Here is a 23,612-nt window from a genome sequence, read left to right as displayed (position 1 = left end):
GCCCCTCGCAGGCTCCTTACTCGTTTCAGCGATTGCGGGTCAGAAACACGACCCTTTGTGGTGTGCATTTGGGATACCATGGGACACTATGGGCGTCAATGGGAGAAGATGGCACGATACCGGCTTCGCATCGGAAATTCATAAGCCGTTAAGTTTAACGAATGGTTTACTTCGCGCGTCAGAGCGCGCAGCGCCAACACCGGCGCGACCGAAAAGCGATTGTTTTTGCAAAGAAAATGGTCCTGAAACGTAAAAACGCCCGAGACATCAAAAGTTGAAGGGGAATTTTGCCAGTTGGCCTGTAAGCCGGGTTCTGTATGGCTCCGGTTTGATCCGGAACGTGGCAGCCATTCATCTGGGACGACATTTGCATGCCGCCTCACGCAACCCACCCGGATGACTGGCCCAGAAACAGGCTGTTGGCAGACTTTCGTCCGCCCCGCATCATCCCTATTCGGTCTTGCTCCCGGTGGGGTTTACCTTGCCACCGCTGTTACCAGCGGCGCGGTGGGCTCTTACCCCACCCTTTCACCCTTACCACGCAGGCGTGGCGGTTTGCTCTCTGTGGCACTTTCCCTAGGGTCGCCCCCGCCGGACGTTATCCGGCACCGTGTTTCCGTGGAGCCCGGACTTTCCTCACTTTACCGTCTTTCGACATTGGTAAGGCGCGGCTGCCCGGCCAACTGGCATGCGCTCCATAACCGTGTTCCAACACGAAAGCCACCGAAAAGCGCAGAAAATTCTCAAAGAAACGCAGGTGAAAAGTCTGTCGTGAAGGCATCGTCAGCGATTTGGCCATCAAGCAGCAACGTCGCACCCAGACGACCGATCTCATCCGAGCTTTTTGCCGCCGTGCCATTACCGCCGGTCAGGACGGCGATCCGTGATGATGTGGTAAAGCCGATGGACGGATAACCACTTTTCGTTTTGGAAACGACGCAAGCCGCCATGGAGATGCGGGACCTGTCAATAGACGGCACCAGACCTTCAACGATATCAGACAGATGTTTCCTGACACTCTCGCGGCCACCGGAGCGAAACCATGCACGGATCTCCATGTCGCTCTTCACCAGGATATCGTCCGGATCGCCCCCAATTTTCAGATAAACCTTGCCGTCGGGATAACGGACAGGTGGCAACAGATAGATATGCTTTCTCGTATCACGCGGCTCGTAGATCAACGACGGCATACCAGCGTAACGCTCAGCTTCGTTATCCGGTATTTCGAAGAACGCGACCGTGCGAGCGTAGACATCCAGCGAAATCGGTTGCGGCAACAGGTGTTCGCTGATCGAAAAACCACCCGCAGCAACCAGCACCTTGTCCGCCGTGTAAGTGGCGCCAGATGCAGTCACGACACAAACAACACCATTCTCGTCACGGGTCGACACGACAATATCGTCGATCAAGGTTACACCGGCATTCCTGGCGAGAACGCTCTGCGCCTCCACCAAAGCACGCGGGTTAACGTAACCGGCATTATCCCTCTCGAATACGCCTTCGCATTCCGCTTCGAAGGTGAAATACGGAAACCGGCTTTTCAGCGAAGCATCATCCAGCAGCTCGGTAGCAACATTGAGGCGCGTTGCCGCCGCACAGACATTGTCGATGTACGGATTGCCGCCTCCCCGTTTCGGACCGACGATAAGACAGCCAACCGGCCCGTAAAAATCAACACCGCTTCGTGTCGCGATATCGTCGTAACGGGCGATGGAACGGTTGGCGAGCAAGGCCCAGTCAGCATTTCCATCAATCGTGCGTGTAATGCGCGCCTCGTCGTAGTGACTGGCAAAAACGCCCTGATGCGACTTGATGTCTTTCGGTTCACCAGGGCCGATCAAGGCAACACCATCGGTTTTCTCTGCCAGATGGCGGGCCGCTGCGGCACCCATCATCCCACGACCGACGACGATATATTTGAAATGCCCTGACATGCCATTCTCCAGCACGATTTGCGTGTGTGATTGCGTGAGATGTTTCCAGCCGCTTCGCCGTATCAAGTCAGACGAAAACAGGTGACATATTCTGCGCGAAATCTGTCTCCGTCAGCTGGCCATCAACAAGCAGCACGGCGCCGAGGCGGCCGATTTCATCCGACGACTTGGCGGAAACGAAGTTGCCACCAGTCAAAACCGCGATGTTGGAGGATTGTGTATAGCCGATATAGGGATATCCGGTGCGGGTGATTGAAGCGACGCAAGAACCGGATGTTACCGGGCATCCCGCCAACGCCGGCATGAGCGAAACTGCCTTGCGTGTCAGGAAGTCCACCTCGGAAGGCGTTCCGTCCGAATGGAACCAGCCGATCGCCTGCTCAAGCGTCTCCAGCCGCCCCTTTTCGCTTTCGCCGCCGATCTTCAGGTAGACCTTGCCGTCTGGATAGCGCACGGGCGGCAGAATGTAGACGATGTCGTCTTCGCTTTCGGCAAGAACAATCGTCGAGGGCATATCGCGAAAATGTGCCTGCTTTTCATCATCAAGCTCGAAAAAGGCAATGGTTCGGCCCGTGGCAGCCATGTCGACGGGCGTGGGCAACAGCTCGGCCATATTGGTGAAGCCACCCGCTGCAACAATCACTTTTTCCGCAGTATAAATCGCGCCTTCGCGTGTCGATACTTCCACACCGCTCGAGGTGTCGCGAATACGTGCAGCGGTCTCGCGGATAAGCTCTGCACCCTGCTCTACGGCGACTGCGCACTGCGCCTTCACCAGCGATCGGGGATTGATGTGCCCTGCGTTTTTCGCTTCGAAGTAACCATCGTGATCGGCCGGGAGTGAAAACATCGGAAACCGATTGCCGACTGCATCATGTCCGACCGTCTCGATACCGAGGCCATCGGCGAATGACAGAGCACGCGAGACGTAGTTTCCCGCCAGGCCCTTGCCGTTTCCGGTAAACAGGCATCCGGCTTCGGTGAAGAAGCGGACGCCGCTTTGAGCTTCAAGTCCGGCGTAGCGCGCGATGGAGCGCTTGGCGAGCGCCGCCCAGACAGGATCACCATCGAAACCTCGGGTAATCCGCGCCTCATCGTAGTGGCTGGAAAAGACACCCTGGTGTGCCTTGCGGTCAGCAGGCTCGGCAGGCCCGATCAACGCGACCCCACCTGTTTGAGCCGAGAGATGACGCGCAGCTGCCGCGCCCATCATGCCTGCACCAACGACGATATATTTGAAGTCTGGCATTTCCGGTTTTCCTGTTTGCCATTGTTGAATAGCAAAGCAATCCAGCCGGAAAAAGCCCTAGTGTTTGAGAGTATTTCCACGACAGAGGAAACACTCTCTCCGTGATCAGCCTTGCAGCAGCGCCTGTACCTTGCCGCAATAACGCTTGGACACAGGGTTCATGCGCTTGGCACCATGACCCGCATTGTAACGCAGGATCGTGCCACAGACCTCACCCCCACCGAGCTGGTGCGCGGTTGCCAGATACTGCATGCCCCAGCGGATATTGGTTTCCGGGTCGTAAAGAGCCTTTGCGGTGCCGCGAAAGCCCATCATCCGCGCCGTCGCCGGCTTGATCTGCATCAGCCCGACTTCACCTGCGCTGCCGCGAGCCTTTGGATTGAACTTGCTTTCGACGGAAACAACGGCATGCGCCAGATTGACGGGAACGCCATAACGCTTGGCATATTTGACGATCAGATCGGAGTAGTCGTTCTTCAACGCGGCAGGCAAAACTTTGTCGGGGCTGGGATAACCGGGTTTACGGAAAAAGCTTTCCAGTGGCACGGTCTTGGTCTTCACGTCTTCATCTTTGGCAAAAACGGCCCCTGCCTGCGCAGCGAGCATAATAACGCCCGCGGCGACAGCAACTACAACTCTGTTCATATGCAGAAATAAACTCCAGAACGGATGACTGGCACGATGCAACGGCACAAAAGTCCAGCGTTCGGAAAGTCTATCCAGACCTTCCGTGGTTCAGTCTCCTTGATTGATATTGACGGTCAGTTCCCCTGAAGAACAACACCGCGTCCGGTGCCGTTCTTAAACTTCCTCAATGCGGATTAACTGTGGCACAAGAAAAATGTGACTTTTCGCGAGACAAAATTTCCGGGAAAATTACAGCAAATGAACTTCAAACGCCGGAGAATCTTGGCAGGCTGGCAATCAGCCTGTGCAGCGTGTCGATCGTTGAAAAATCAGCGATGCCATCGACCAGAGTCGGACGGAAATGCCGTTGGAAAGCAGCCACCGCGCCCTCGGTCTGCTCGCAATAAGCGCCTGTTATTTCAATACCGTATCCATAGATGGAAAGCATGGATTGCAGTGCTTCGACCGGCTGGCCTTGATCGCCGCGCTGAAAAAACCGTCCTCCGGCGATGGGCGCAGGTGCGACCCAATGGCCGATACCGTTCTGCGACAGGATGTCCCACGGGAATTTTTCACCCGGATCGACCTTGCGGATGGGCGCAACATCCGAGTGTCCGAGCACCCGTTCCGGGGCAATACACCACCGCTCACCACAATCCCGACACAATTCGACGACTGCTGCGATCTGTTTTTCAGGAAATTCAGGCAATCCGCCTGGATGGCCCTGGTTGGCGATTTCGATGCCGATTGAGCGGGAGTTGATATCGCTTTCGCCGCCCCACGTGCTCTTGCCCGCATGCCAGGCGCGTCGATCTTCCGGCACAAGCTGGATCACCCGTCCATCTTCGAAGACGAAATAATGGCTGGAAACCTGGCTCTCGGGATTGCGCAGCCAGGACAGGGCGCCGTCCGCAGTCGTCATGCCGGTATAGTGGAGAAGGATGATATCCGGCCCACTCACTCCCAGCCGCTCCCCATGGTTCGGCGAAGGCGCAACTGTGGCGCCTTTGAAATCCGGCATAAAATCGGTCATGCGACGCGGCGTTCTTTCTCGATCGCCGCATAAGCGGCATTGAGAGCCGCCATACGCTCATTTGCGGCGGCATGCAATTCCATCGGAACGCCACGGGCAATCAGCTTGTCCGGATGGTGTTCTGCGACCAGAGAACGGTAACGCTTGCGGATATCGGAAAAATCGTCGGAGGGCGAAACACCGAGCACACGGTACGGATCACGCCCGTCCATATGAACATGTCGCGCCATGATCGTTTCGAAATGATCTTCGCTGATATGGAAGATTTCCGCGATACGACCAAGGAACGCCAGTTCCCGCTCGTGAATCAGTCCATCAGCCTTGGCGATATGGAAAAGCCCGTCGATGACGCTTTCCAGCATCTGGCAATTGTCGTTGCCGGAACCGCAAAGGCCAGCCAGCCTTTCGGCATAGGCTTCGAAACCGGCTACGTCCTGACGGGCCAGATTGTAAAGACGCGCAACGTTCTTGGCTTCCTCGTCGGGAAAGTCGAAGATTTGCCGGAATGCGCGGACTTCCGCATCATTCACGACGCCGTCAGCCTTCGCCATTTTGGCAGAAAGCGCAATGATGGCGACGGAAAAGGATACTCTGCGACGGGTTTCTGGATCGCCTTCGAACAAGGTGCGGATCGCTTCGACAACGCGCCCGAGCGCACCACCTGCGGCGTCGCCGATTGCGCCGAGCAGCCGTTCCCACAGGGATGAAATTTGCAAACAGGCGAAATCGATGATCATGGCCATAAGCATGACGGCATATCATCGTGAATGCAATATCTCGCGCGACCTCAAGGCATTAACTTTTATTCATCTTTGCAACAGCTTCGCTTCATCATTTCAGTTGCCGATGAAAAGTTTTCCACAGGCAGCCAAACCCGTTCCGCGCACGAGCCAACGAAGTGCCGATTGAAACGATTATATTCGAAATCGCGCTGCAAGCTCCTGAAAAACCGCAAGAAATCGCCATTTTTCTCCATAAATTCGCTTTACACCTACACGCGCCTGTCGCATCCATTTGCCAGACATAATCGTGGACGCGTGCAAACAAGGAGAGTCATGATGGCCAAACAGAAAGTCGCAATGTTGACCGCGGGCGGTCTCGCTCCCTGCCTTTCATCCGCGGTCGGCGGATTGATTGAACGCTACAGCGACATCGCACCCGAAATCGACCTTGTGGCTTATCGCTCCGGTTATCAGGGCGTGCTTCTCGGCGACCGGATCGAGATCACCAAGGATATGCGCGAAAAGGCATACCTGCTGCATCGCTACGGTGGTTCACCCATCGGCAACAGCCGCGTGAAGCTGACGAATGCCGCCGACTGTGCGAAGCGCGGTCTCGTCAAGGAAGGCGAAAATCCGCTGCGCGTCGCAGCCGAGCGTCTGGCCGCAGACGGCGTAACCATTCTGCACACGATCGGCGGCGACGATACCAACACGACGGCAGCCGATCTCGCCGCCTACCTTGGTGCAAACGGTTATAATCTGACCGTTGTCGGCCTGCCCAAAACCGTCGACAACGACGTCGTGCCGATCAAGCAGTCGCTTGGAGCATGGACGGCAGCCGAAGTCGGCGCCTCCTTCTTCGACAATGTCAGCAACGAGCAGAGCGCCGCACCGAAAACATTCGTCATTCACGAAGTCATGGGGCGCCATTGCGGCTGGCTGACAGCGGCCACTGCCCGCGCCTACATCCAGAAGACCAGCGGCAATGAATATGTCGAAGGCCTGATGATGAATTCGCATATGAAGAACATCGACGGCATCTATCTGCCGGAAATGGCCTTTGATATAGAAGCAGAGGCGGAGCGCCTGAAGAAAATCATGGAAAAGAACGGTTATGTGACGCTGTTCGTCTCCGAAGGTGCCGGCCTCGACGCCATCGTCGCCGAACGTGAAGCCGCAGGCGAGGCCGTCAAGCGCGATGCCTTCGGCCACGTCAAGATCGACACGATCAATGTCGGCGGCTGGTTCCAGAAGCAATTCGCAAGCCTGATCGGCGCCGAACGCTCGATGGTGCAGAAATCCGGCTATTATGCCCGCTCCGCGCCTGCCAACGGCAACGACCTTCGCCTGATCCAGAGCATGGTCGATCTGGCCGTCGAAAGTGCACTTAACAAGGTCTCCGGCGTCACTGGCCATGATGAGGAACAGAGCGGCAAACTGCGGACCATCGAGTTTCCACGCATCAAGGGCGGGAAGCACTTCGACATCTCCGCGAAATGGTTCGCAGAAGTCATGGATCATGTCGGCCAGCCGTTCACAGCAGCATGATTTTACGCTACGCTAAAAGAATGCGATGACAGGAAGGGGAGACATGAGAGTGAAAATCCCCTCGGTTTTCGCAGGACAAAAAGCGTGGATTCAATGAATTAGAGCGCCAGTTTTGTGTCTTCATCGACACATGGCGCTCTAGGAGGAAAGAGAATGTCTGGAGAGGCGTGGCTGATTTTCTGTACAGCGTGTGCCGTCATGTTCGCACTCCCCTCTCCCCTTGCATTCTCTGCCGCCTCTTACTCGGCCATTCGCGGCAAGCGCACGGTGCTGGCCACCGCTACCGGTGGTGCCCTCGGCATCACGACGGCCATGACATTGGCCGCCATTCCGACAGTTGCGTTTGCCTACCTGCCCAAGTCGTTTCTTGAAATCATCGAGTGGGCAGGCCTCGGCTGGTTAATGCTGTTCGTCCTGTGGATCATGGCAACGCCTGTCGCCAGAGCCGCGAATGCCGACAATGACAACCTGAGAGGCAAAACACTCGGTGCCATCTTCAGGGATTGTTTTGCAGTGGCGGCATTTCGCCCACGCTATTTCAGCTTCTTCCTTGCGCTGCTTCCGCAGTTCGTTTCCCAGCCTGCCGACGCGGTTGAAGTGCTTGCGATTGCGCAGAGCGCGGTTTTGATCGCCGCGCTGGTGATACTCGTCGGACAAGCGCTTTTCGCACCCTCGATGCTTGCCCTCATTCGCCGCATGTCAGGCGGCAAAAAGGTCAAGCCGAAGTACCGGACATATTTCATTTCGGGCCGCGCCGTCAGCGCCGGCTACCGGCGAATTGCCGCCTGAAATCGGCGCCGATATCTCACAGCTTGCCGCTATCCTTACAATAGGTTAATGAACGTTCGACGGGACACAGCCTGCTTCGTTCGACGCGGGGTATCGAAAGACAGGCACAACGAAGGCGGCAGCATGCAAATTTCGGGCAAATTCCGCGGGAAAACGGCGCTTTTCCTGTCTTCCACCGTGGGACTCGCACTGACACTGGCTGGATGCACAAGTGTCGAATACACCGCGAAAGAAGGCCCTGACGGCCCGAAGATCGCGACCGTAGCGCCGAGCGCCGCGACTGGAAATGCCCCTGCAACAGCAACGCCTGAAACGGCTCAAGCGGCTGCACCAGCGGGAACGGCCACAGCCCCTGCCGCGACCACAGCAACGGCAGACGCAAGCCTGGCGCAACAGCAGCCTGCTCTTCCCAACGTTGCCGCTGTAAAAGGTGGGCGTGTTGCCCTTCCCCCGGCAGCAGAAATCGCGGCAGCCGCAGCCATCGCAAACCAGATGCAGCCAACCGCGGAGACGCAGGTTGCGCAGACATCGACGATGCCAGCAGCGCAGACCACAACTGTGGCTCTTGCTCCGACCACAGCAACACCAGCTATCGCCGCCGTCAATGCGGCTGCGCAATCAACGCACCCGACCGCCGGCGAACTGCCGCAGGTCGTCGCTGTCAAAGGCAGCTTCCCACCTGCGCCGCCTCCTCCGGGTTCGCCATCCATCGGCACGGAGTTGACGGCGGAACGCAAGGTTATCCCTCTTCCGAAGCCGGACAGCACCGTACTCGCTTACGCAGCCGGCCCGACCAATGCTGCTCTGGCAGCCGTCAACGTCAGCGGCACCATGACCGCGCCCCTCAACCCGTCGCCAGCCGGCCGGGACAAGTTGAGCGGACTGATCTCGAAATATGCTGCAATGTATCAGGTCCCGGAAGATCTGGTTCACCGCGTCGTACAGCGTGAAAGCCGCTACAATCCCGCCGCCTATAATGGCGGACATTTCGGCCTCATGCAGATCAAGCATGCAACGGCACGTTCGATGGGCTTCGATGGCCCGGCTTCCGGTCTCTTCGATGCCGAAACCAATTTGCGATACGCGGTAAAGTATCTGCGCGGCGCCTGGCTGGTGGCAGACAACGATCGTGACAATGCGGTCAGGCTCTATGCCCGCGGTTATTATTACGATGCCAAGCGCAAGGGCATGCTGCACGTTCTGCGCAAGTAACGCATAGGACCACAAACGAATTGAAAGGCACTGCATATCTCATGCGGTGCCTTTTTGTTTTGGCGTAAATGCGGCCCTTGGCCAACTGCCCCGTCATCAAACTGTAGTCTCACGGCTGTAGACGCCTCTCAATCGAGCGAGAGGTGGAATCATATGACGAGTGCCGCACCGAAAACCGGCTTCAGCAGAAACGTCAAACTCAAATCCGCATTGCTTCAGCACAAGGCTCTTTCAAAAAGTGGCCTCTCCGAACGTCTGTTTGGCTTGCTGTTCTCTGGCCTGGTTTATCCGCAGATCTGGGAAGACCCTGAAGTCGATATGGAAGCGATGGAGCTTCGTGACGGCCACAGCATCGTCACCATCGGTTCGGGCGGCTGCAACATGCTGGCATACCTCTCTCGCAATCCGGAGAGCATCGATGTCGTCGATCTCAATCCGCATCACATTGCGCTCAACAAGTTGAAGCTTGCCGCCTTCCGTCATCTTCCAGCCCACCAGGACGTGGTGAGACACTTCGGCCGCGCCAACACACACGTCAACAGCCAGGGCTTCGACCGCTTCATTGCCCCGCATCTCGACGACACCACCAAGGCCTACTGGTCCAAACGCACGATCTCCGGGCGGCGGCGCATTGCGGTCTTCGACCGGAACATCTATCGCACCGGCCTTCTTGGCCGCTTTATCGGCGCGGGCCATCTGATGGCCCGCCTGCATGGCGTCAAGCTGACGGAAATGGCAAACAGCCGCACGATGGAAGAGCAGCGCCAGTTCTTTGACAGCAAGGTCGCGCCGCTGTTCGACAAACCTGTCGTGCGCTGGCTGACGAAACGGAAAAGCTCGCTTTTTGGCCTCGGCATTCCCCCACGCCAGTATGACGAACTTGCCAGCCTTTCTTCCAACGGCACCATCGCCGCCGTTTTGCGCGAACGGCTGGAGAAGCTCGCCTGCGATTTTCCTCTGAGCGACAACTACTTTGCCTGGCAGGCCTTTGCCCGCCGATACCCGGAACCGCACGAGGGCGCGCTGCCTGCCTATCTGAAGCCGGAATATTACGAAGCGATCCGCAACAACGCCGCACGCGTTTCGGTTCATCACGAAACCTACACCGAGCTTCTGGGGCGAAAGCACGCCGGCAGCGTCGATCGCTATATCCTGCTCGACGCACAGGACTGGATGACCGACACACAATTGAATGAGTTGTGGTCGCAGATCAGCCGCACGGCGGCACCAGACGCACGCGTCATATTCCGCACCGCTGCCGAGAAAAGCGTGATCGAAGGGCGTCTGTCCCCCGACATCCGCAAACAGTGGGCCTATCTGGAAGACCGCTCGAAAGAACTCAATGCCAGAGATCGCTCCGCCATCTATGGCGGTTTCCACATCTATCAGAGGGCTTCGGCATGAAAACCATCGGCGAAAATGTCAGCCTTGCAGACACGGCCCATGCGGGCCTGATGGATCGCATGTACCGCCACCAGAGGCACATCTACGATCTTACCCGAAAATATTATCTGTTGGGACGCGACAGGACCATCGCCGCCCTCGATATCCCCGAAGGCGGCTCGCTGCTTGAGGTGGGCTGTGGCACCGGGCGCAATCTGCTGCTTGCAAACCGCACTTTTCCGAAAGCGCGTTTGTTCGGTCTCGATATTTCCGCCGAGATGCTGGCAACGGCGTCGGACAATTTTGCCGGAAAAAAGCAGCGCCCTCATTTGCGCGTCGCCGATGCGACGGCGTTCAGAGCAAGCGAATTTGGTGAAGCCGATGGCTTTGATCGGGTGATGATTTCCTATTCGCTGTCGATGATACCGGATTGGGAAAAGGCGGTTGACCGGGCATTGTCAGCGCTCGCCCCGGGCGGCTCGCTACACATCGTTGACTTCGGCCAACAGGAGCAGCTTCCGCGCTGGTTTCGGTCCCTGCTGAAGGCATGGCTCACGCGTTTCCACGTCACACCGCGCGCCAACCTGCGCTACGTGCTTGCCAACATGGCTGGAAGCCATGGCGCAATGCTGCAGTTCGAGGAAATCGCACGCGGTTACGCATGGCGCGCCGTCATCACTCTTCCGGTTGCCGAACCACAGAAAAAAGCCAGCCGTATTCTCGAAGACGCATGATCTGAGGCCGAAAACGGGCCTGCTCCTCTTGCCATAACCGCTTGTTTACCATGTTATGGTTAAACAGGGAGAGGTGGCGCGCATGGCGTGGCTGCTTGACGGGAAACGACATTTTTCAGGGTTTCAATGCGGTTACGTTTATCGGCGATACTCTCGGCCTTGCTGCTGGTGAGCGGCTGCACCTCCACGAGCTACGATCTGCTTGAGACGGCATCGGTCGCCAAACCGAAATTTGTCGACACGGACCCGCAGGATTTCGGTGTCAATAACCCGCATCGTCATGAAGTTCACGGCATCGACGTGTCGAAGTGGAATGGCAGCGTGGACTGGCAGACAGTTCGCAAATCCGGCGTATCCTTCGTTTTCGTAAAAGCAACGGAGGGCTCCGACCGCATCGATCCGAAATTCGATGATCACTGGCGCAATGCCGCGGCTGCGGGCATCGCCCATGCCCCCTATCATTTCTACTATTTCTGCTCCACGGCCGATGCACAGGCGGACTGGTTCATCCGAAACGTTCCAAAGGGTGCGGTCACATTGCCACCCGTTCTCGATGTCGAGTGGAACCCCGCCTCGCCCACCTGCAAGACGCGCCCGGCGCCCGCAGTCGTCCGCTCGGAAATGCAACGCTTCCTCGATCGTATCGAAGCCCACTACGGCAAGCGCCCGATCATCTATACATCAGTGGACTTCCATCGCGACAATCTGGTCGGCCAGTTCAAGAACTATCATTTCTGGGTCCGCTCCGTCGCGGCCCACCCGGCCAAGATCTATGAAAACCGGCAATGGGCGTTCTGGCAATACACCGCTACGGGCGTGGTACCTGGCGTCACAGGACCAACAGACATCAACGTCTTCTCCGGAACGGAGAAAAACTGGCGTAAATGGGTCGCTGAAGCAAATAACAACGGCTAAGAAGCAACACTTTGTAAAAAACCGCGTTCTGACGTGTGTATTGAAGCAACTGCCCGTTTTTTTGTCACAAACATAGAGGTAAAGCGGGCAAACAATCCATTGAGGACGTTCCTATGCCCACTTTCCGGTCGCGCGGTATCCTTTTTGCCGCGGCTCTGTCTCTTCTGTCTGCCGGTTCGGCTTTTGCCGTTACGCCTATGGCGTCGCCTGACGATCCGAAGCAGGTCGCTTGTGGCGGTGATCTTGCCGCATTCCTGCAAGGCGTAAAAGCCGAAGCCATGGCAAAGGGCGTCCCGGCCGAAGCCGTGGACAAAGCGCTTGCAGGCGCGCAGATCGACCAGAAAGTTCTTTCCCGTGACCGTGCCCAGGGCGTGTTCCGTCAGACCTTCCTTGAGTTTTCCCAGCGCACCGTCAGCCAGGCCCGCCTCGATATTGGCCGCAAGAAGCTTCAGGAACTCTCTTCCACCTTTGCACGCGCCGAAAACGAATTCGGTGTACCTGCAGGCGTGATTGCAGCGTTCTGGGCGATGGAAACGGACTTTGGCGCCGTGCAGGGCGATTTCAACACCCGCAACGCTCTCGTCACCCTGTCGCATGACTGCCGCCGCCCGGAACTGTTCCGTCCGCAGCTCATTGCCCTGACAGAGATGGTTCAGCACGGCGATCTCGACCCGGCGACGAACACCGGCGCCTGGGCTGGCGAGATCGGCCAGGTTCAGATGCTGCCCAAAGATATCATCGCATTCGGCGTTGATGGCGATGGTGACGGCCACGTCAACGTCAAGAGCAGCGCTCCTGATGCGATTTTGACGGCCGCGAAATTCATTCAGCATCTCGGCTTCAAGAAAGGCGAGCCATGGATTCAGGAAGTTTCCCTGCCTGAGAACCTGCCATGGGAAAAATCGGGCCTCGGCGGCCCTCTGACCGCCGGTGACTGGTTCGCACTCGGTGTCACGCCAAGGGACGGCAACAAGAATTTTGCCAATCTGCCAGCCTCCCTGATCATGCCACAGGGCCGCAAGGGGCCGACCTTCATCACCTACCCGAACTTCAATATTTACCTCGAATGGAACCAGTCGTTCATCTACACGACCTCCGCCGCGTACTTCGCCACGCGTCTGATGGGTCTTCCTGTCTACGACAAGGGCAACCCAGATCCGGGCTTTGACGATGCCACCATGAAGCAGCTTCAGAGCAAGCTCGAAGCCAATGGACACAACGTTGGCAAGGTGGATGGCATTCTCGGTTCAGGCACCCGCGTTGCAATCCAGAAGGAGCAGCAGCGCCTCGGATTGCCGGCCGACGGCTGGCCCACGGCAGCGCTTCTGGAAGCCCTTTAATCTGTCTTAACGGCGGGTTCTGGCCATTAATGCATGAGCCGGAAACAAGGCGAAAACTGTTAATCTCTACCGGATGACTGGGGATAAGACCCCGGTCATTTACTTTTTTTAAAGATATGAAGCATTGCGTGAATTGAAAATAAATTCACATTTTCAATTACTTACGGAACTCGGAATTTTTTCGACCTAAATTCCGTGCTGCACCGCATCACAGAAACCGCTTTTCAACTGCCACGAAACCGTCATAATGTCTTCTTGTCAGCAACAGGAGGCACCCATGGGACTTACAAAATCTCTTAATGCCTTGGCAGTCGGTTTAGCGTTTCTGTTCGTGACGATGATGCTTTTCATCTAACGAGGAGAGCGGACGGAACGCAAGTGAAGCCGCATTCGATGACACAGTTTAAAAAAAGCGCAGGTTCAGCAGAACCTGCGCTTTTTTCTTGTCTTGTTATGTCGAAAACTCAAGCCGCGCTGCGACGCAATCTCTGCATGCCGAGGTTTTCGAGAACAGCATTGACGAGCGGCGCACGGTTCATCGTGTAAAGATGGAATTCATGGATACCGCGCTTTTGCAGATCGGCAATCTGCTCGGCTGCCACCTCTCCTGCCACCCTGGCACGGCCTTCCGGGTCCTGGTCGTATCCGGCAAAGCGGTCGTCCAGGAATGACGGGACGCTCGTCCCACAACGTCCTGCAAACCGCTTGAGCTGCGTCAGGTTCTGGATCGGCATGATACCTGGCACCACCGGAATGGTGATCCCGGCAGCGGTCACACGCTCCATGTAACGCTCGAATACGTCGTTATCGAAGAAGAACTGGGTCAGGGCGCGGGTCGCACCGTTATCGGCTTTGCGCTTCAGCATATCGATGTCGACCGCCTCGCTGGCGCTCTCCGGATGCTTCTCGGGATAAGCCGACACCGAGATTTCGAAGTCACCGATCTCACGAAGCCCTTTCACCAACGCTGCCGCGTTCTCGTAGCCTTCCGGATGGGGTGTGTATGCCGTGCCGATACCGGTAGAAGGGTCGCCGCGCAGCGCCACGAAATGCTTTACGCCCGCATTCGTGAACTCTTCAATGACCTGGTGTACCTCATCGCGGCTTGCATCGACGCAGGTCAGATGCGCAGCCGTGGCCAGGCGGTTGTCGCCAATCATCCGCCGCACCGCATCCAGCGTCGGCGCCTTGGTTGATCCGCCGGCACCATAGGTGACCGAAACAAAGTCTGGGTCCCAGGTCTGAAGTTCTGCCACAGTTTCCCAAAGCTGGGCTTCCATGTCCGGGTTCTTGGGCGGAAAAAATTCGAAAGACAACCGGATATCGCCGTCGCGGCCTGCGGTGTTTGTTCTGGTCATGTCATGCCCTCCCGGCGGCAAGTAAAACGGTCTCTTGCGCCGCATCGTCTGCAATCAGAAGACGCTGGTCGCGGGCAACCCAGATGGTCACGTCCAGCGCATCGCCGGACGCTTTTTCAGATTTGAGATCGACAGTGCGATCCAGTTCAAGTCCGGCCTTCTTCAACCATTCGTCCATGAGCTGGTGTGAGAAACCGAGCCTGACATGCGCATGTTCGCTACGCAGATAGTCGAAAGAATGAGGTGCCAGATCGATGATGATCAGACGTCCGCCGGGGCGCAGCATGCGCGACGCTTCGGAAAGGGCAATTTCCGGCTGGTCAAGGAAATGCAGCACCTGGTGAATGACGATCAGGTCGAAATCCTGCCCTTCCAGCGGCAGGTTGAGAATGTCGCCATGACGAACGGATGCGTTGACGACGCCCGCCTTGTCGAGATTGGCGCGCGCTACGGACAGCATGTCGCGGCTCGCATCCACTCCGATTGCCCGACGGTAAACACCGCTCAGAAGCTGAAGGATGCGTCCAGTTCCGGTACCAAGATCAAGCAAAGAATCGATTGGCGTCGTGCCGACAAGCTTTACGAGCGCACCTTCGACAGCCTCATCGCTGACATGCAGGCGACGCAGCTCGTCCCACGCGGACGCATTGCGGCTGAAATAGTCCTGTGCCCGTTCGGCCCGAACCCGCTTCACAGCCGCCAGTCGTTCGCTGTCGCGCTGCAGGACGGCGTCAGATGGCGATGCAGCGGCAAGAAGCTGGCGGACCAGCCCGGCAGATTGACCGTCCTGCATCAAACGAAAATAGGCCCAGGCACCTTCCTGATAACGCTCGATCAGCCCCTCTTCCGCAAGCAGCTTGAGATGTCTGGAAATTCGAGGCTGCGATTGACCGAGAATTTCGGTAAGATCGGTGACAGTCAGGTCGCCAGCCGAAAGCAGCGCAAGCAAACGAAAGCGCGTTGGCTCTCCCGCCGCCTTCAAGATATCCACCAGATTATCCAGCCCGAAATCCAAAACTCTCACCATACCCAATCAAGACATAAAGATATCTTTATGTGATTTATGCAGGGGGCGCAACAGGAATTGCGGAGCAACCTCCAATATCATCAGGAAAATCGGCACAGACACATAAAAGGGGCAGCCATTCGGCTGCCCCTTTCAATTCCATGTCTGTAAGTCGGATAAGCGCATTGCACGAGCACAATGCGCTTCCCGCTCAATCTTATCGCGTCAGACGCTTGTAAGCCTGGCTGCCAGGGTTCAGGGCATCCGGACCAAGGCGACGGACCTTGTCTTCCTCGTAATCTTCGAAGTTGCCTTCGAACCATTCAACATGGCCGTCACCTTCGAATGCCAGAATATGCGTGGCCAGACGGTCGAGGAACATGCGATCGTGGCTGATGATGATGGCGCAACCGGCGAAGGCTTCGAGCGCGCTTTCAAGAGCACCCAGCGTTTCCGTATCAAGGTCGTTGGTCGGTTCGTCGAGGAGCAGAACGTTGCCACCGGCCTTCAGCATCTTGGCAAGGTGAACGCGGTTACGCTGACCACCCGAGAGATTGCCAACCTTCTGCTGCTGGTCGCCGCCCTTGAAGTTGAAGGCGCCGCAATAGGCTCTGGAGTTCATGTCGAACTTGCCGAGCTTGATGACTTCGGCGCCACCGGAAATCTCTTCCCAGACGGTCTTGTTGGCATCCAGCGCGTCACGGCTCTGGTCAACGTAACCGAGGTGCACGGTGTCACCGATACGGATCGAACCGGCATCCGGCTTTTCCTGACCGGTGATCATCTTGAACAGCGTCGACTTACCGGCACCGTTCGGGCCGATGATACCGACGATGCCACCTGGCGGCAGCTTGATCGACAGGTCGTTGATCAGTGTGCGGCCTTCAAAGCCCTTGTTGATGCCTTCCAGCTCGACCACCACGTTGCCGAGACGCTCGGACACGGGGATGATGATCTGTGCGTCGCCGGGGCGGATGTTTTCAGCCGCATCAACCAGCTGTTCGTAGGCCTTGATACGGGCCTTCGACTTGGCCTGACGAGCCTTCGGGCTCGATGCAATCCATTCCTGCTCGCGCGACAGCGCCTTCTGGCGACCGGCTTCTTCGCGGGCTTCCTGCTGCATACGCTTGGCCTTGGCCGTCAGGTAAGCAGAGTAGTTGCCTTCGTACGGAATGCCGCGACCACGGTCGAGCTCGAGAATCCAGCCCGTGACGTTGTCGAGGAAGTAGCGGTCGTGGGTAATCATCATCACGGCGCCGGGGTAATCGCGCAGGTGCTTTTCGAGCCAGGCGATGGTTTCCGCGTCAAGGTGGTTGGTCGGTTCGTCGAGCAGCAGCAGGTCCGGCTGCGACAAAAGCAGACGGCAGAGCGCGATACGACGACGCTCACCACCGGAAAGTACCGTAACGTCCGAATCCTTCGGCGGGCAGCGCAGGGCTTCCATCGCCATCTCGACCTGCTGTTCAAGATCCCAGAGGTTCTGGCTGTCGATGATGTCCTGAAGCTTTGCGCCCTCGTCCGCCGTCTCGTCGGAATAGTTCATCATCAGTTCGTTGTAACGATCGATGACGGCCTGCTTGTCGGCGACGCCTTCCATGACGTTTTCGAACGCGGTCTTGGTCGGGTCCAGGTGCGGTTCCTGCTCAAGGTACCCAACAGTGGCGCCTTCGGCGAGCCAGGCTTCACCGGTGAACTCCTTGTCCTGGCCGGCGATGATGCGCAAAACGGTCGACTTACCGGCACCGTTCGGGCCGAGGATACCGATCTTGGCATCCGGGTAGAAAGACAGATTGACGTTTTCGAGAATCTTCTTCGCGCCATAGGACTTGTTCAGTCCCGACATGTGATAGATGAACTGACGTGCCATTGTAGCGAATGCTCCAGGTCGGATTTTAAGTTCGGATTGGGAAATTTGCCGCTATGTAGGGTAAATGGGGTTCCGGGGCAACCTCTGGCACGACTATGACCCCATGATTATGACAATGTGTCAGCACGAAACGGGGCCAAACATGGACGAGATGGAATTCAGCCACATCCAGAGGCTCGATGCTCCCTCCGGTGCGTCCATCGCCTATCGGCACCAGCCAACCACCTTGCCTCAAGCCTGCGGCGTGCTGATGATCTGCCACGGCCTTGTCGAACATGCGGGCCGGTACAGACATTTCGCAGACGTCATGTCGAAACAGGGGTTCGAGGTCTACGCACATGACCATCGTGGTCACGGCCGTACCAGGGCATCAGATGCCCCCCTGGGCCGCTTCGCCTGGAAGGATGGCGCCAGCAAGGTCATCGCCGATGTGATGACCATGCGCCGAATGATTGGAGAAAGACATCCCGGCCTGCCGGTGATCCTGTTCGGACACTCGATGGGGGGCCTGATCGCGCTGAACACGGCCGTCAGCCACCCGGATGCTTTCGATGGGCTTTCGATATGGAATTCAAACCTCAATCCCGGTGTCATGGGACGGATTGCGCAGGTCATTCTGCGGCTTGAAAAAATGCTCAAAGGTTCGGATGTGCCCAGCGCGATCCTGCCGAAGGCCACGTTCCGGACTTGGAATGCAAAAATGCCTGAAAAACGTACCCACGCCGATTGGCTGAGCCACGACAAGGCCGCTGTCGACGCCTATGTCGAAGATCCGCTCTGCCAGTTCGAGGCAAGCGTTTCTCTCTGGCAGGATGTTTTCGAGCTGTCCTACCGTGGCCCGAAACTGATGGAACGCCTGCCAAAAAACCTGCCGGTGCTGCTCGTCAGCGGCGATCAGGATGCTGCGACCAACAATGGCCGGGAAATCGAATGGCTGGCGGAGCGTTTCAGGCAAGCCGGCTTCAATCGCATCGACATGACGATCTACAGGGGCATGCGCCACGAGACGTTGAACGAGATCGGTTGGGAAGCAGTGGCGGCGGACTTCGCAGCCTGGTGCAGAAAGACCATTTCCGTCTGACGGCACATGTGCCTAAACGGAATAAGATTATGAATTAATATCAAATGCAATGTCGTCAGCGGCTGGTTATAGATGGACCTGCGGTTGCACAACTACGCGAACGAAAGTGCCGTCTGCATGACATCAGGTTCCGCCTCCAATAAAACGATGACGACGCCGAAATCAGGCGGAACGAGTGTCCCCACAGGCATGTTGCTGATGTTTCTGGCGGTGATGATTTCGCCGATCATCGACATTTTTGCCAAGCTCGCCATCACGACCATTCATACCGTCGAGATCAGTGCCGCACGCTTCATCGTTCAGACCTTGGCCATGTTGCCAATCCTCTTCATGCGCCCCGGCCTCCTGTCATTTTCGTGGAGTGGCACCGGTTTTCATATTGTGCGCGGCGGCATCCTCGCTTTGTCCATGGTCAGCTTTGTCGCAACGCTGGAATTCATGGAGGTCGCGGACGCCATCGCGATCTTCTTCGTAGAGCCGATCATCCTGACGATCATGAGCAGCATTCTGCTCAAGGAGACAATTGGCTGGCGCCGGTATACGGCCTGTGCCGTCGGTTTCTTCGGCGCAATCCTCGTGATCCAGCCGAGTTTTACCGAAGTCGGCTATGTAGCGCTCTTTCCCGTTGTCTCGGCTTTCTGCATTGCCATTTTTGCGATCCTGACGCGGGTTCGTTCGCGAACCGAAGATCCGTGGAGCATGCAATTCCAGACGGGCATGTGGGGTTTTGCGTTTTGCGCCCTGCCCATCCTGTTCAGCGATGCACTGGGCATGCCCGGCCTATCCTTTGTCGCACCCGATCTGACAACGGCACTCTACCTGCTGGGTGTGGGCATTTCGGCAAGTCTTTCCGGCATTCTCAGCGTCTATGCCTATCGCGCCGCGCCCGCATCGACACTCGCGCCGCTGCAATATCTGGAAATCGTCTCGGCAACGGTCTTTGGCTGGCTGGTGTTCAACCACTTCCCCGACCCGCTGAAATGGCTGGGCATCGCGATCATCGTCGCCTCCGGCCTCTACATCATCTGGAGAGAGCGTCGGTTCGCCTCCAAACCGGTTTCCGATGTTGAGAACCAACCGCTTGCACCATGAGCTAATGGCTGAGGATATGACCCGTCAGATCACCGAGAAACAACCGCCCCTTTCCGGCATCCGCGTTATCGAACTGGCCCGCGTTCTGGCCGGCCCATGGGCGGGGCAGATGCTGGCGGACATGGGTGCCGATGTCATCAAGGTCGAAAATCCCGAGGGCGGCGATGATACCCGCGCCTGGGGTCCGCCCTTTGTGGAGAGTGTCGATGGGGATAATCTGTCCGCCGCTTATTATCACGCCACCAACCGTGGCAAGCGTTCCATCGTCGCCGATCTCAAGACGGAGGAAGGTTGCGAACTGGTGCGCCGCCTCGTCAAAACCGCCGATGTTGTCATCGAGAACTTCAAACGCGGCGGGCTGGAGAAATACGGCCTCGACTACGACAGTCTGAAGGCAATCAATCCCAAACTGATCTATTGCTCCATCACCGGCTTTGGGCAGACCGGCCCTTACGCGGATTTTGCCGGTTACGACTACATCGTCCAGGGCATGTCCGGTTTCATGTCAATCACCGGCGAACCCGACGGCCAGCCGATGAAGGCAGGCGTAGCGGTCGCCGACATCTTCACCGGCATTTATTCCGTCACCGCCATTCAGGCTGCACTCATCCATGCCATGCGCACCGGCGAGGGTCAGCACGTCGACATGGCGCTTCTGGACGTGCAGTCAGCGGTCCTGGCCAACCAGAACATGAATTATCTGATTTCCGGCAAGGCACCGGTTCGGCTTGGCAATGCACATCCCAACATCTCGCCTTACGAGGTCGTCCCCACCGCCGATGGCTTTCTCATTCTCGCCGTTGGCAACGATGGGCAATTCCGCCGCCTGTGCAAAATTCTCGGCATAGACACGATCGCAGACGACGAGCGTTACGCGACCAATAAGGCCCGTGTGGCCCACAAGCTCGATGTCCGACAGATCGTGTCGACAGAAACACTCAAATGGATGAAACGTGACCTTCTGACGGCCTGCGAAACAAATGCCGTTCCGGCTGGTCCAATCAATTCCATCGAGGAAATGTTTGCCGATCCGCAGGTACAGGCCAGAGGTCTGCGCGTCGATCTGCAAGCAGCAGATGGCACCACCATTCCGGGGGTACGTACACCGATCGTTTTGTCGGAAACGCCCCTGCGTTACGAACGGCCAAGCCCGCGTCTGGGAGAACATCAGCAGGACGTATTGGTCGAGTTGGAGGAGATCGAAGGGAGGATGTCGGCACAATGAAGAAAACGGGTGGAGAATTGATTGTCGATGCGTTGAAGGCCAACGGGGTCTCGCGCGTCTCGTGCGTTCCGGGCGAAAGTTATCTGGCGGTTCTGGATGCGCTTTACGATAGCGGCATTGAGACCATCGTTTGCCGTCAGGAAGGCGGAGCTGCGATGATGGCCGATACCTGGGGCCGTCTGACCGGACAGCCCGGCATCTGCATGGTGACACGCGGTCCCGGCGCGACCAACGCTTCGGCGGGCCTCCACATCGCCCGTCAGGATTCCATCCCGATGATCCTGTTCATCGGCCAGGTCCAGCGCGACGCACGCGAACGCGAAGCCTTTCAGGAAGTGGAATATCGCCGCGCCTTCACCGAATTCGCCAAATGGGTCGGTGAGATCGATGATGCCCGTCGCATTCCCGAATTTGTCACCCGCGCTTTTGCCGTTGCCACGTCCGGACGGCCAGGGCCGGTGGTGTTGACGCTTCCCGAAGACATGCTGGTGGAAGAAGTCGAGGCCCCGGCAGCCAAAGCCTACACGCCGGTCGAAAATCATCCCGGCCCGAAACAGATTGCAAAATTTGCCGAATTGCTTGGTAACGCCAAGCGTCCGATGGTGATCGTTGGCGGCACACGCTGGACGGAAGAAAGCGTTTCGAAATTCAAGGCGTTTGCGGGGCGCTTCAAACTCCCGGTCGGCTGCTCGTTCCGTCGCCAGATGCTGTTCGACCATCTCAGCCCGTCCTATGCGGGCGACGTCGGCATCGGCATAAATCCCGCGTTGTCGAAGGAAATCAAGGAGGCCGACCTTATCGTGCTTCTCGGCAGCCGGCTGTCGGAAATGCCCTCCTCCGGTTACACCATGCTGGATATCCCCTATCCTTCGCAGGCCCTTGTGCATGTCTTCCCGGAAGCGGAAGAGCTCGGCCGCATCTATCGCCCCGATCTCGCTATCTGCGCGTCAACGACTGATTTTGTCGATGCGCTCGATACACTGGAAGCGCCGTCCAACCCTGTCTGGGCAGATCGTACCGCCGCAATGCACGACGCCTATCTGAAATGGTCCAGCCCGCCCAAAACCGGTCCCGGCCCGGTGCAGATGGGTCCGATCATGGACTGGATCGAAGCCAACGTTGCCGAAGATGCAATCTTCACGAATGGCGCTGGCAACTATGCCACCTGGCTGCATCGCTTCCACCGTTTCCGCCGCTTCAACACGCAATCAGCGCCAACCTCCGGGTCGATGGGCTACGGTCTGCCGGCAGCGGTCGCCGCCAAACACCTGTTTCCTGAACGCGAAGTGGTCTGCTTTGCCGGTGACGGCTGCTTCATGATGCACGGACAGGAGTTTATAACCGCTGTCAGATATGGGTTGCAGATCATCACCGTGCTGGTGAACAACGGCACCTACGGCACCATCCGTATGCATCAGGAGCGGGAATATCCCGGTCGTGTCAGCGCAACCGATCTCGTCAACCCGGATTTCGTCGCTTTCGCCAAGGCCTACGGTGGCCATGGAGAACTGGTGGCAAAGACAGACGATTTCGGCCCCGCTTACGAGCGGGCCCGTGCCAGCGGCAAACCGGCGATCATCGAAGTCAAACTCGACGCCGAAGCCATTACCCCTGCCCGGACGCTGACACAGATTCGCAACCGGACTTGATAAGAGCCATGGACAAGCCTCCGGCATGATGTAAATCCTGACTTGATTTAAAAACTCAGGAAACAGCATGCCGGATCAAGTCTCGCCTGTTATTACGCCCCGCGGCGCAAAAATCGAAGCCTCGGCTGGCGCACCGTTCGAGGCCGTGCGCGTCGCCCGCAATGTCCTGCACACATCCCGTATTGCAGCGCTTGCGACGCTGGACCCGGTCAGCGGATACCCCTACACAACGGCAACCAACGTTGCGATCGACCCGGATGGGACGCCGTTCTTTTTCGCAGCGCGACTGGCATTGCACGCCCGCAATATAGAAGCCGATCCACGTATTTCCCTGACATTGGCCCCCTTCAACAAGGGCGATGCGCTGACCTTGCCGAGACTGACTCTGGTGGGCAAAGCCGAACTGATTGGCGAAGACGATGTCCCGGACGCAAAGGCGCGTTACATCGCACGTTATCCGAAGGCGAAACTCTATTTGTCGTTACCGGACACCCAGCTCTACCGGTTGCGAACCGAGGGTGTGCAGATCAATGGTGGCCCGGCCCGTAACGCGAGCAACATCACGCCCGATGACCTGAAGACGGAGCTCTCCGGTGCTGAAGAGCTGATGGCGGCAGCAGAGACGGAAGCCACGCGCCTGAACGCCATCAAGGGTGAAGCCTCTCGCCTAGCGGTTCTGGCAGGCGCCAAAACCGGGCGCTGGTCGATTACGACGATCGATCCCGACGGCATCAATCTTGCCTCTGCCAGCGACCTCGCCCGGCTCTGGTTCGACACGCGTGTGGAGACCCTGAACCAATTTACGAAGGCTTTGAGCCAGCCTTCGAATTGACGGCACCAGGCGATTC

At 57.5% G+C, this 23,612-nt stretch carries 20 protein-coding genes and 1 other RNA gene; 12 read left to right on the top strand and 9 right to left on the bottom strand.

The features are described 5' to 3' along the window. Positions 1–286: 286 nt before the first annotated feature. The 6 genes from rnpB to ACIQT8_RS11400 form a co-directional block, all read right to left on the bottom strand. Positions 287–687, bottom strand: an RNA gene (gene rnpB / locus ACIQT8_RS11425) — RNase P RNA component class A. Positions 688–743: 56 nt separating this feature from the next. Further along, positions 744–1,934 carry an NAD(P)/FAD-dependent oxidoreductase gene (locus ACIQT8_RS11420; protein WP_400965179.1) on the bottom strand — a complete coding sequence of 397 codons (1,191 nt, stop codon included), beginning with the start codon at positions 1,932–1,934 and terminating at the stop codon, positions 744–746. A 67-nt stretch (positions 1,935–2,001) separates the two neighbouring features. Then, entirely contained in the window at positions 2,002–3,183 is a 1,182-nt protein-coding gene (locus tag ACIQT8_RS11415) for an FAD-dependent oxidoreductase (protein ID WP_400965177.1), read from the bottom strand. Positions 3,184–3,288: 105 nt separating this feature from the next. Continuing rightward, positions 3,289–3,828, bottom strand: coding sequence for a lytic transglycosylase domain-containing protein (locus ACIQT8_RS11410; protein ID WP_138790998.1), 540 nt, complete (start codon positions 3,826–3,828; stop codon positions 3,289–3,291). 247 nt (positions 3,829–4,075) lie between these two features. After that, positions 4,076–4,843 (bottom strand): N-acetylmuramoyl-L-alanine amidase, encoded by a 768-nt coding sequence (locus ACIQT8_RS11405; protein WP_400965174.1) that lies wholly within the window; start codon positions 4,841–4,843, stop codon positions 4,076–4,078. Continuing rightward, a complete protein-coding gene (locus tag ACIQT8_RS11400) occupies positions 4,840–5,580 on the bottom strand; it encodes a DnaJ family molecular chaperone (RefSeq protein WP_178340886.1) in 741 nt (246 codons plus the stop codon). The genes ACIQT8_RS11405 and ACIQT8_RS11400 overlap by 4 nt, the downstream gene beginning before the upstream one ends. Positions 5,581–5,901: 321 nt before the next feature. Between ACIQT8_RS11400 and ACIQT8_RS11395 the strand changes: the two genes are divergently transcribed. From ACIQT8_RS11395 to ACIQT8_RS11365, 7 genes are all read left to right on the top strand, one after another. Next, entirely contained in the window at positions 5,902–7,113 is a 1,212-nt protein-coding gene (locus ACIQT8_RS11395) for a pyrophosphate--fructose-6-phosphate 1-phosphotransferase (RefSeq protein ID WP_138791000.1), read from the top strand. Between the two features lie 153 nt (positions 7,114–7,266). Then, the gene (locus ACIQT8_RS11390; RefSeq protein ID WP_400965172.1) at positions 7,267–7,902 is read left to right on the top strand and encodes a LysE family translocator; all 636 of its coding nucleotides are present in this window, start codon (positions 7,267–7,269) and stop codon (positions 7,900–7,902) included. Positions 7,903–8,025: 123 nt separating this feature from the next. Then, entirely contained in the window at positions 8,026–9,114 is a 1,089-nt protein-coding gene (locus tag ACIQT8_RS11385; protein ID WP_400965170.1) for a transglycosylase SLT domain-containing protein, read from the top strand. 153 nt (positions 9,115–9,267) lie between these two features. Continuing rightward, positions 9,268–10,518 (top strand): DUF3419 family protein, encoded by a 1,251-nt coding sequence (locus tag ACIQT8_RS11380; protein ID WP_400965168.1) that lies wholly within the window; start codon positions 9,268–9,270, stop codon positions 10,516–10,518. Beyond that, entirely contained in the window at positions 10,515–11,231 is a 717-nt protein-coding gene (locus ACIQT8_RS11375; RefSeq protein WP_400965166.1) for a class I SAM-dependent methyltransferase, read from the top strand. Before ACIQT8_RS11380 ends, ACIQT8_RS11375 begins: the two co-directional genes overlap by 4 nt. 126 nt (positions 11,232–11,357) lie before the next feature. Then, positions 11,358–12,146: a GH25 family lysozyme gene (locus ACIQT8_RS11370; protein WP_400965164.1), complete on the top strand. Its 789-nt coding sequence runs from the start codon at positions 11,358–11,360 to the stop codon at positions 12,144–12,146. Positions 12,147–12,259: 113 nt separating this feature from the next. Further along, positions 12,260–13,486: a lytic murein transglycosylase gene (locus ACIQT8_RS11365; RefSeq protein ID WP_400965162.1), complete on the top strand. Its 1,227-nt coding sequence runs from the start codon at positions 12,260–12,262 to the stop codon at positions 13,484–13,486. Between the two features lie 464 nt (positions 13,487–13,950). Here ACIQT8_RS11365 and metF read toward each other — a convergent pair whose 3' ends face one another. From metF to ettA, 3 genes are all read right to left on the bottom strand, one after another. Continuing rightward, the gene (gene metF, locus ACIQT8_RS11360; protein WP_400965160.1) at positions 13,951–14,844 is read right to left on the bottom strand and encodes a methylenetetrahydrofolate reductase [NAD(P)H]; all 894 of its coding nucleotides are present in this window, start codon (positions 14,842–14,844) and stop codon (positions 13,951–13,953) included. A gap of 1 nt (position 14,845) precedes the next feature. Further along, on the bottom strand, positions 14,846–15,859 hold the full coding sequence (locus ACIQT8_RS11355) for a metalloregulator ArsR/SmtB family transcription factor (protein ID WP_262526179.1): 1,014 nt from the start codon (positions 15,857–15,859) through the stop codon (positions 14,846–14,848). A gap of 208 nt (positions 15,860–16,067) precedes the next feature. After that, positions 16,068–17,717 carry an energy-dependent translational throttle protein EttA gene (ettA, locus tag ACIQT8_RS11350; RefSeq protein WP_138791008.1) on the bottom strand — a complete coding sequence of 550 codons (1,650 nt, stop codon included), beginning with the start codon at positions 17,715–17,717 and terminating at the stop codon, positions 16,068–16,070. A gap of 142 nt (positions 17,718–17,859) precedes the next feature. On the opposite strand from ettA, the gene ACIQT8_RS11345 reads away from it, so the two are divergent. From ACIQT8_RS11345 to ACIQT8_RS11325, 5 genes are all read left to right on the top strand, one after another. After that, complete coding sequence (locus ACIQT8_RS11345) at positions 17,860–18,798, top strand: alpha/beta fold hydrolase (protein WP_400965157.1); 939 nt, start codon at positions 17,860–17,862, stop codon at positions 18,796–18,798. Between the two features lie 117 nt (positions 18,799–18,915). Beyond that, positions 18,916–19,890: a DMT family transporter gene (locus tag ACIQT8_RS11340; protein ID WP_400965155.1), complete on the top strand. Its 975-nt coding sequence runs from the start codon at positions 18,916–18,918 to the stop codon at positions 19,888–19,890. Positions 19,891–19,906: 16 nt separating this feature from the next. Continuing rightward, positions 19,907–21,115: a CaiB/BaiF CoA-transferase family protein gene (locus ACIQT8_RS11335; RefSeq protein WP_138791010.1), complete on the top strand. Its 1,209-nt coding sequence runs from the start codon at positions 19,907–19,909 to the stop codon at positions 21,113–21,115. Next, entirely contained in the window at positions 21,112–22,764 is a 1,653-nt protein-coding gene (locus ACIQT8_RS11330) for a thiamine pyrophosphate-binding protein (RefSeq protein WP_400965152.1), read from the top strand. Before ACIQT8_RS11335 ends, ACIQT8_RS11330 begins: the two co-directional genes overlap by 4 nt. 67 nt (positions 22,765–22,831) lie before the next feature. Continuing rightward, a complete protein-coding gene (locus tag ACIQT8_RS11325) occupies positions 22,832–23,596 on the top strand; it encodes a HugZ family protein (RefSeq protein ID WP_400965150.1) in 765 nt (254 codons plus the stop codon). The last annotated feature ends 16 nt before the right edge of the window (positions 23,597–23,612 follow it).

Origin of the sequence: Agrobacterium sp. NPDC090273 (genome assembly GCF_044772305.1) — a bacterium.
Lineage (GTDB): Bacteria > Pseudomonadota > Alphaproteobacteria > Rhizobiales > Rhizobiaceae > Agrobacterium.
Note: the sequence above shows the minus strand (reverse complement) of the source record. Positions and strands in the feature narration are given on the sequence as shown.

What these genes read in the sequence shown, in the direction of transcription:
- ACIQT8_RS11420 (WP_400965179.1), bottom strand. Translation starts at nt 1,934, where the DNA reads ATGTCAGGGCATTTCAAATATATCGTCGTCGGTCGTGGGATGATGGGT.
- ACIQT8_RS11415 (WP_400965177.1), bottom strand. Translation starts at nt 3,183, where the DNA reads ATGCCAGACTTCAAATATATCGTCGTTGGTGCAGGCATGATGGGCGCG.
- ACIQT8_RS11410 (WP_138790998.1), bottom strand. Translation starts at nt 3,828, where the DNA reads ATGAACAGAGTTGTAGTTGCTGTCGCCGCGGGCGTTATTATGCTCGCT.
- ACIQT8_RS11405 (WP_400965174.1), bottom strand. Translation starts at nt 4,843, where the DNA reads ATGACCGATTTTATGCCGGATTTCAAAGGCGCCACAGTTGCGCCTTCG.
- ACIQT8_RS11400 (WP_178340886.1), bottom strand. Translation starts at nt 5,580, where the DNA reads ATGATCATCGATTTCGCCTGTTTGCAAATTTCATCCCTGTGGGAACGG.
- ACIQT8_RS11395 (WP_138791000.1), top strand. Translation starts at nt 5,902, where the DNA reads ATGGCCAAACAGAAAGTCGCAATGTTGACCGCGGGCGGTCTCGCTCCC.
- ACIQT8_RS11390 (WP_400965172.1), top strand. Translation starts at nt 7,267, where the DNA reads ATGTCTGGAGAGGCGTGGCTGATTTTCTGTACAGCGTGTGCCGTCATG.
- ACIQT8_RS11385 (WP_400965170.1), top strand. Translation starts at nt 8,026, where the DNA reads ATGCAAATTTCGGGCAAATTCCGCGGGAAAACGGCGCTTTTCCTGTCT.
- ACIQT8_RS11380 (WP_400965168.1), top strand. Translation starts at nt 9,268, where the DNA reads ATGACGAGTGCCGCACCGAAAACCGGCTTCAGCAGAAACGTCAAACTC.
- ACIQT8_RS11375 (WP_400965166.1), top strand. Translation starts at nt 10,515, where the DNA reads ATGAAAACCATCGGCGAAAATGTCAGCCTTGCAGACACGGCCCATGCG.
- ACIQT8_RS11370 (WP_400965164.1), top strand. Translation starts at nt 11,358, where the DNA reads ATGCGGTTACGTTTATCGGCGATACTCTCGGCCTTGCTGCTGGTGAGC.
- ACIQT8_RS11365 (WP_400965162.1), top strand. Translation starts at nt 12,260, where the DNA reads ATGCCCACTTTCCGGTCGCGCGGTATCCTTTTTGCCGCGGCTCTGTCT.
- metF (WP_400965160.1), bottom strand. Translation starts at nt 14,844, where the DNA reads ATGACCAGAACAAACACCGCAGGCCGCGACGGCGATATCCGGTTGTCT.
- ettA (WP_138791008.1), bottom strand. Translation starts at nt 17,717, where the DNA reads ATGGCACGTCAGTTCATCTATCACATGTCGGGACTGAACAAGTCCTAT.
- ACIQT8_RS11345 (WP_400965157.1), top strand. Translation starts at nt 17,860, where the DNA reads ATGGACGAGATGGAATTCAGCCACATCCAGAGGCTCGATGCTCCCTCC.
- ACIQT8_RS11340 (WP_400965155.1), top strand. Translation starts at nt 18,916, where the DNA reads ATGACATCAGGTTCCGCCTCCAATAAAACGATGACGACGCCGAAATCA.
- ACIQT8_RS11335 (WP_138791010.1), top strand. Translation starts at nt 19,907, where the DNA reads ATGACCCGTCAGATCACCGAGAAACAACCGCCCCTTTCCGGCATCCGC.
- ACIQT8_RS11330 (WP_400965152.1), top strand. Translation starts at nt 21,112, where the DNA reads ATGAAGAAAACGGGTGGAGAATTGATTGTCGATGCGTTGAAGGCCAAC.
- ACIQT8_RS11325 (WP_400965150.1), top strand. Translation starts at nt 22,832, where the DNA reads ATGCCGGATCAAGTCTCGCCTGTTATTACGCCCCGCGGCGCAAAAATC.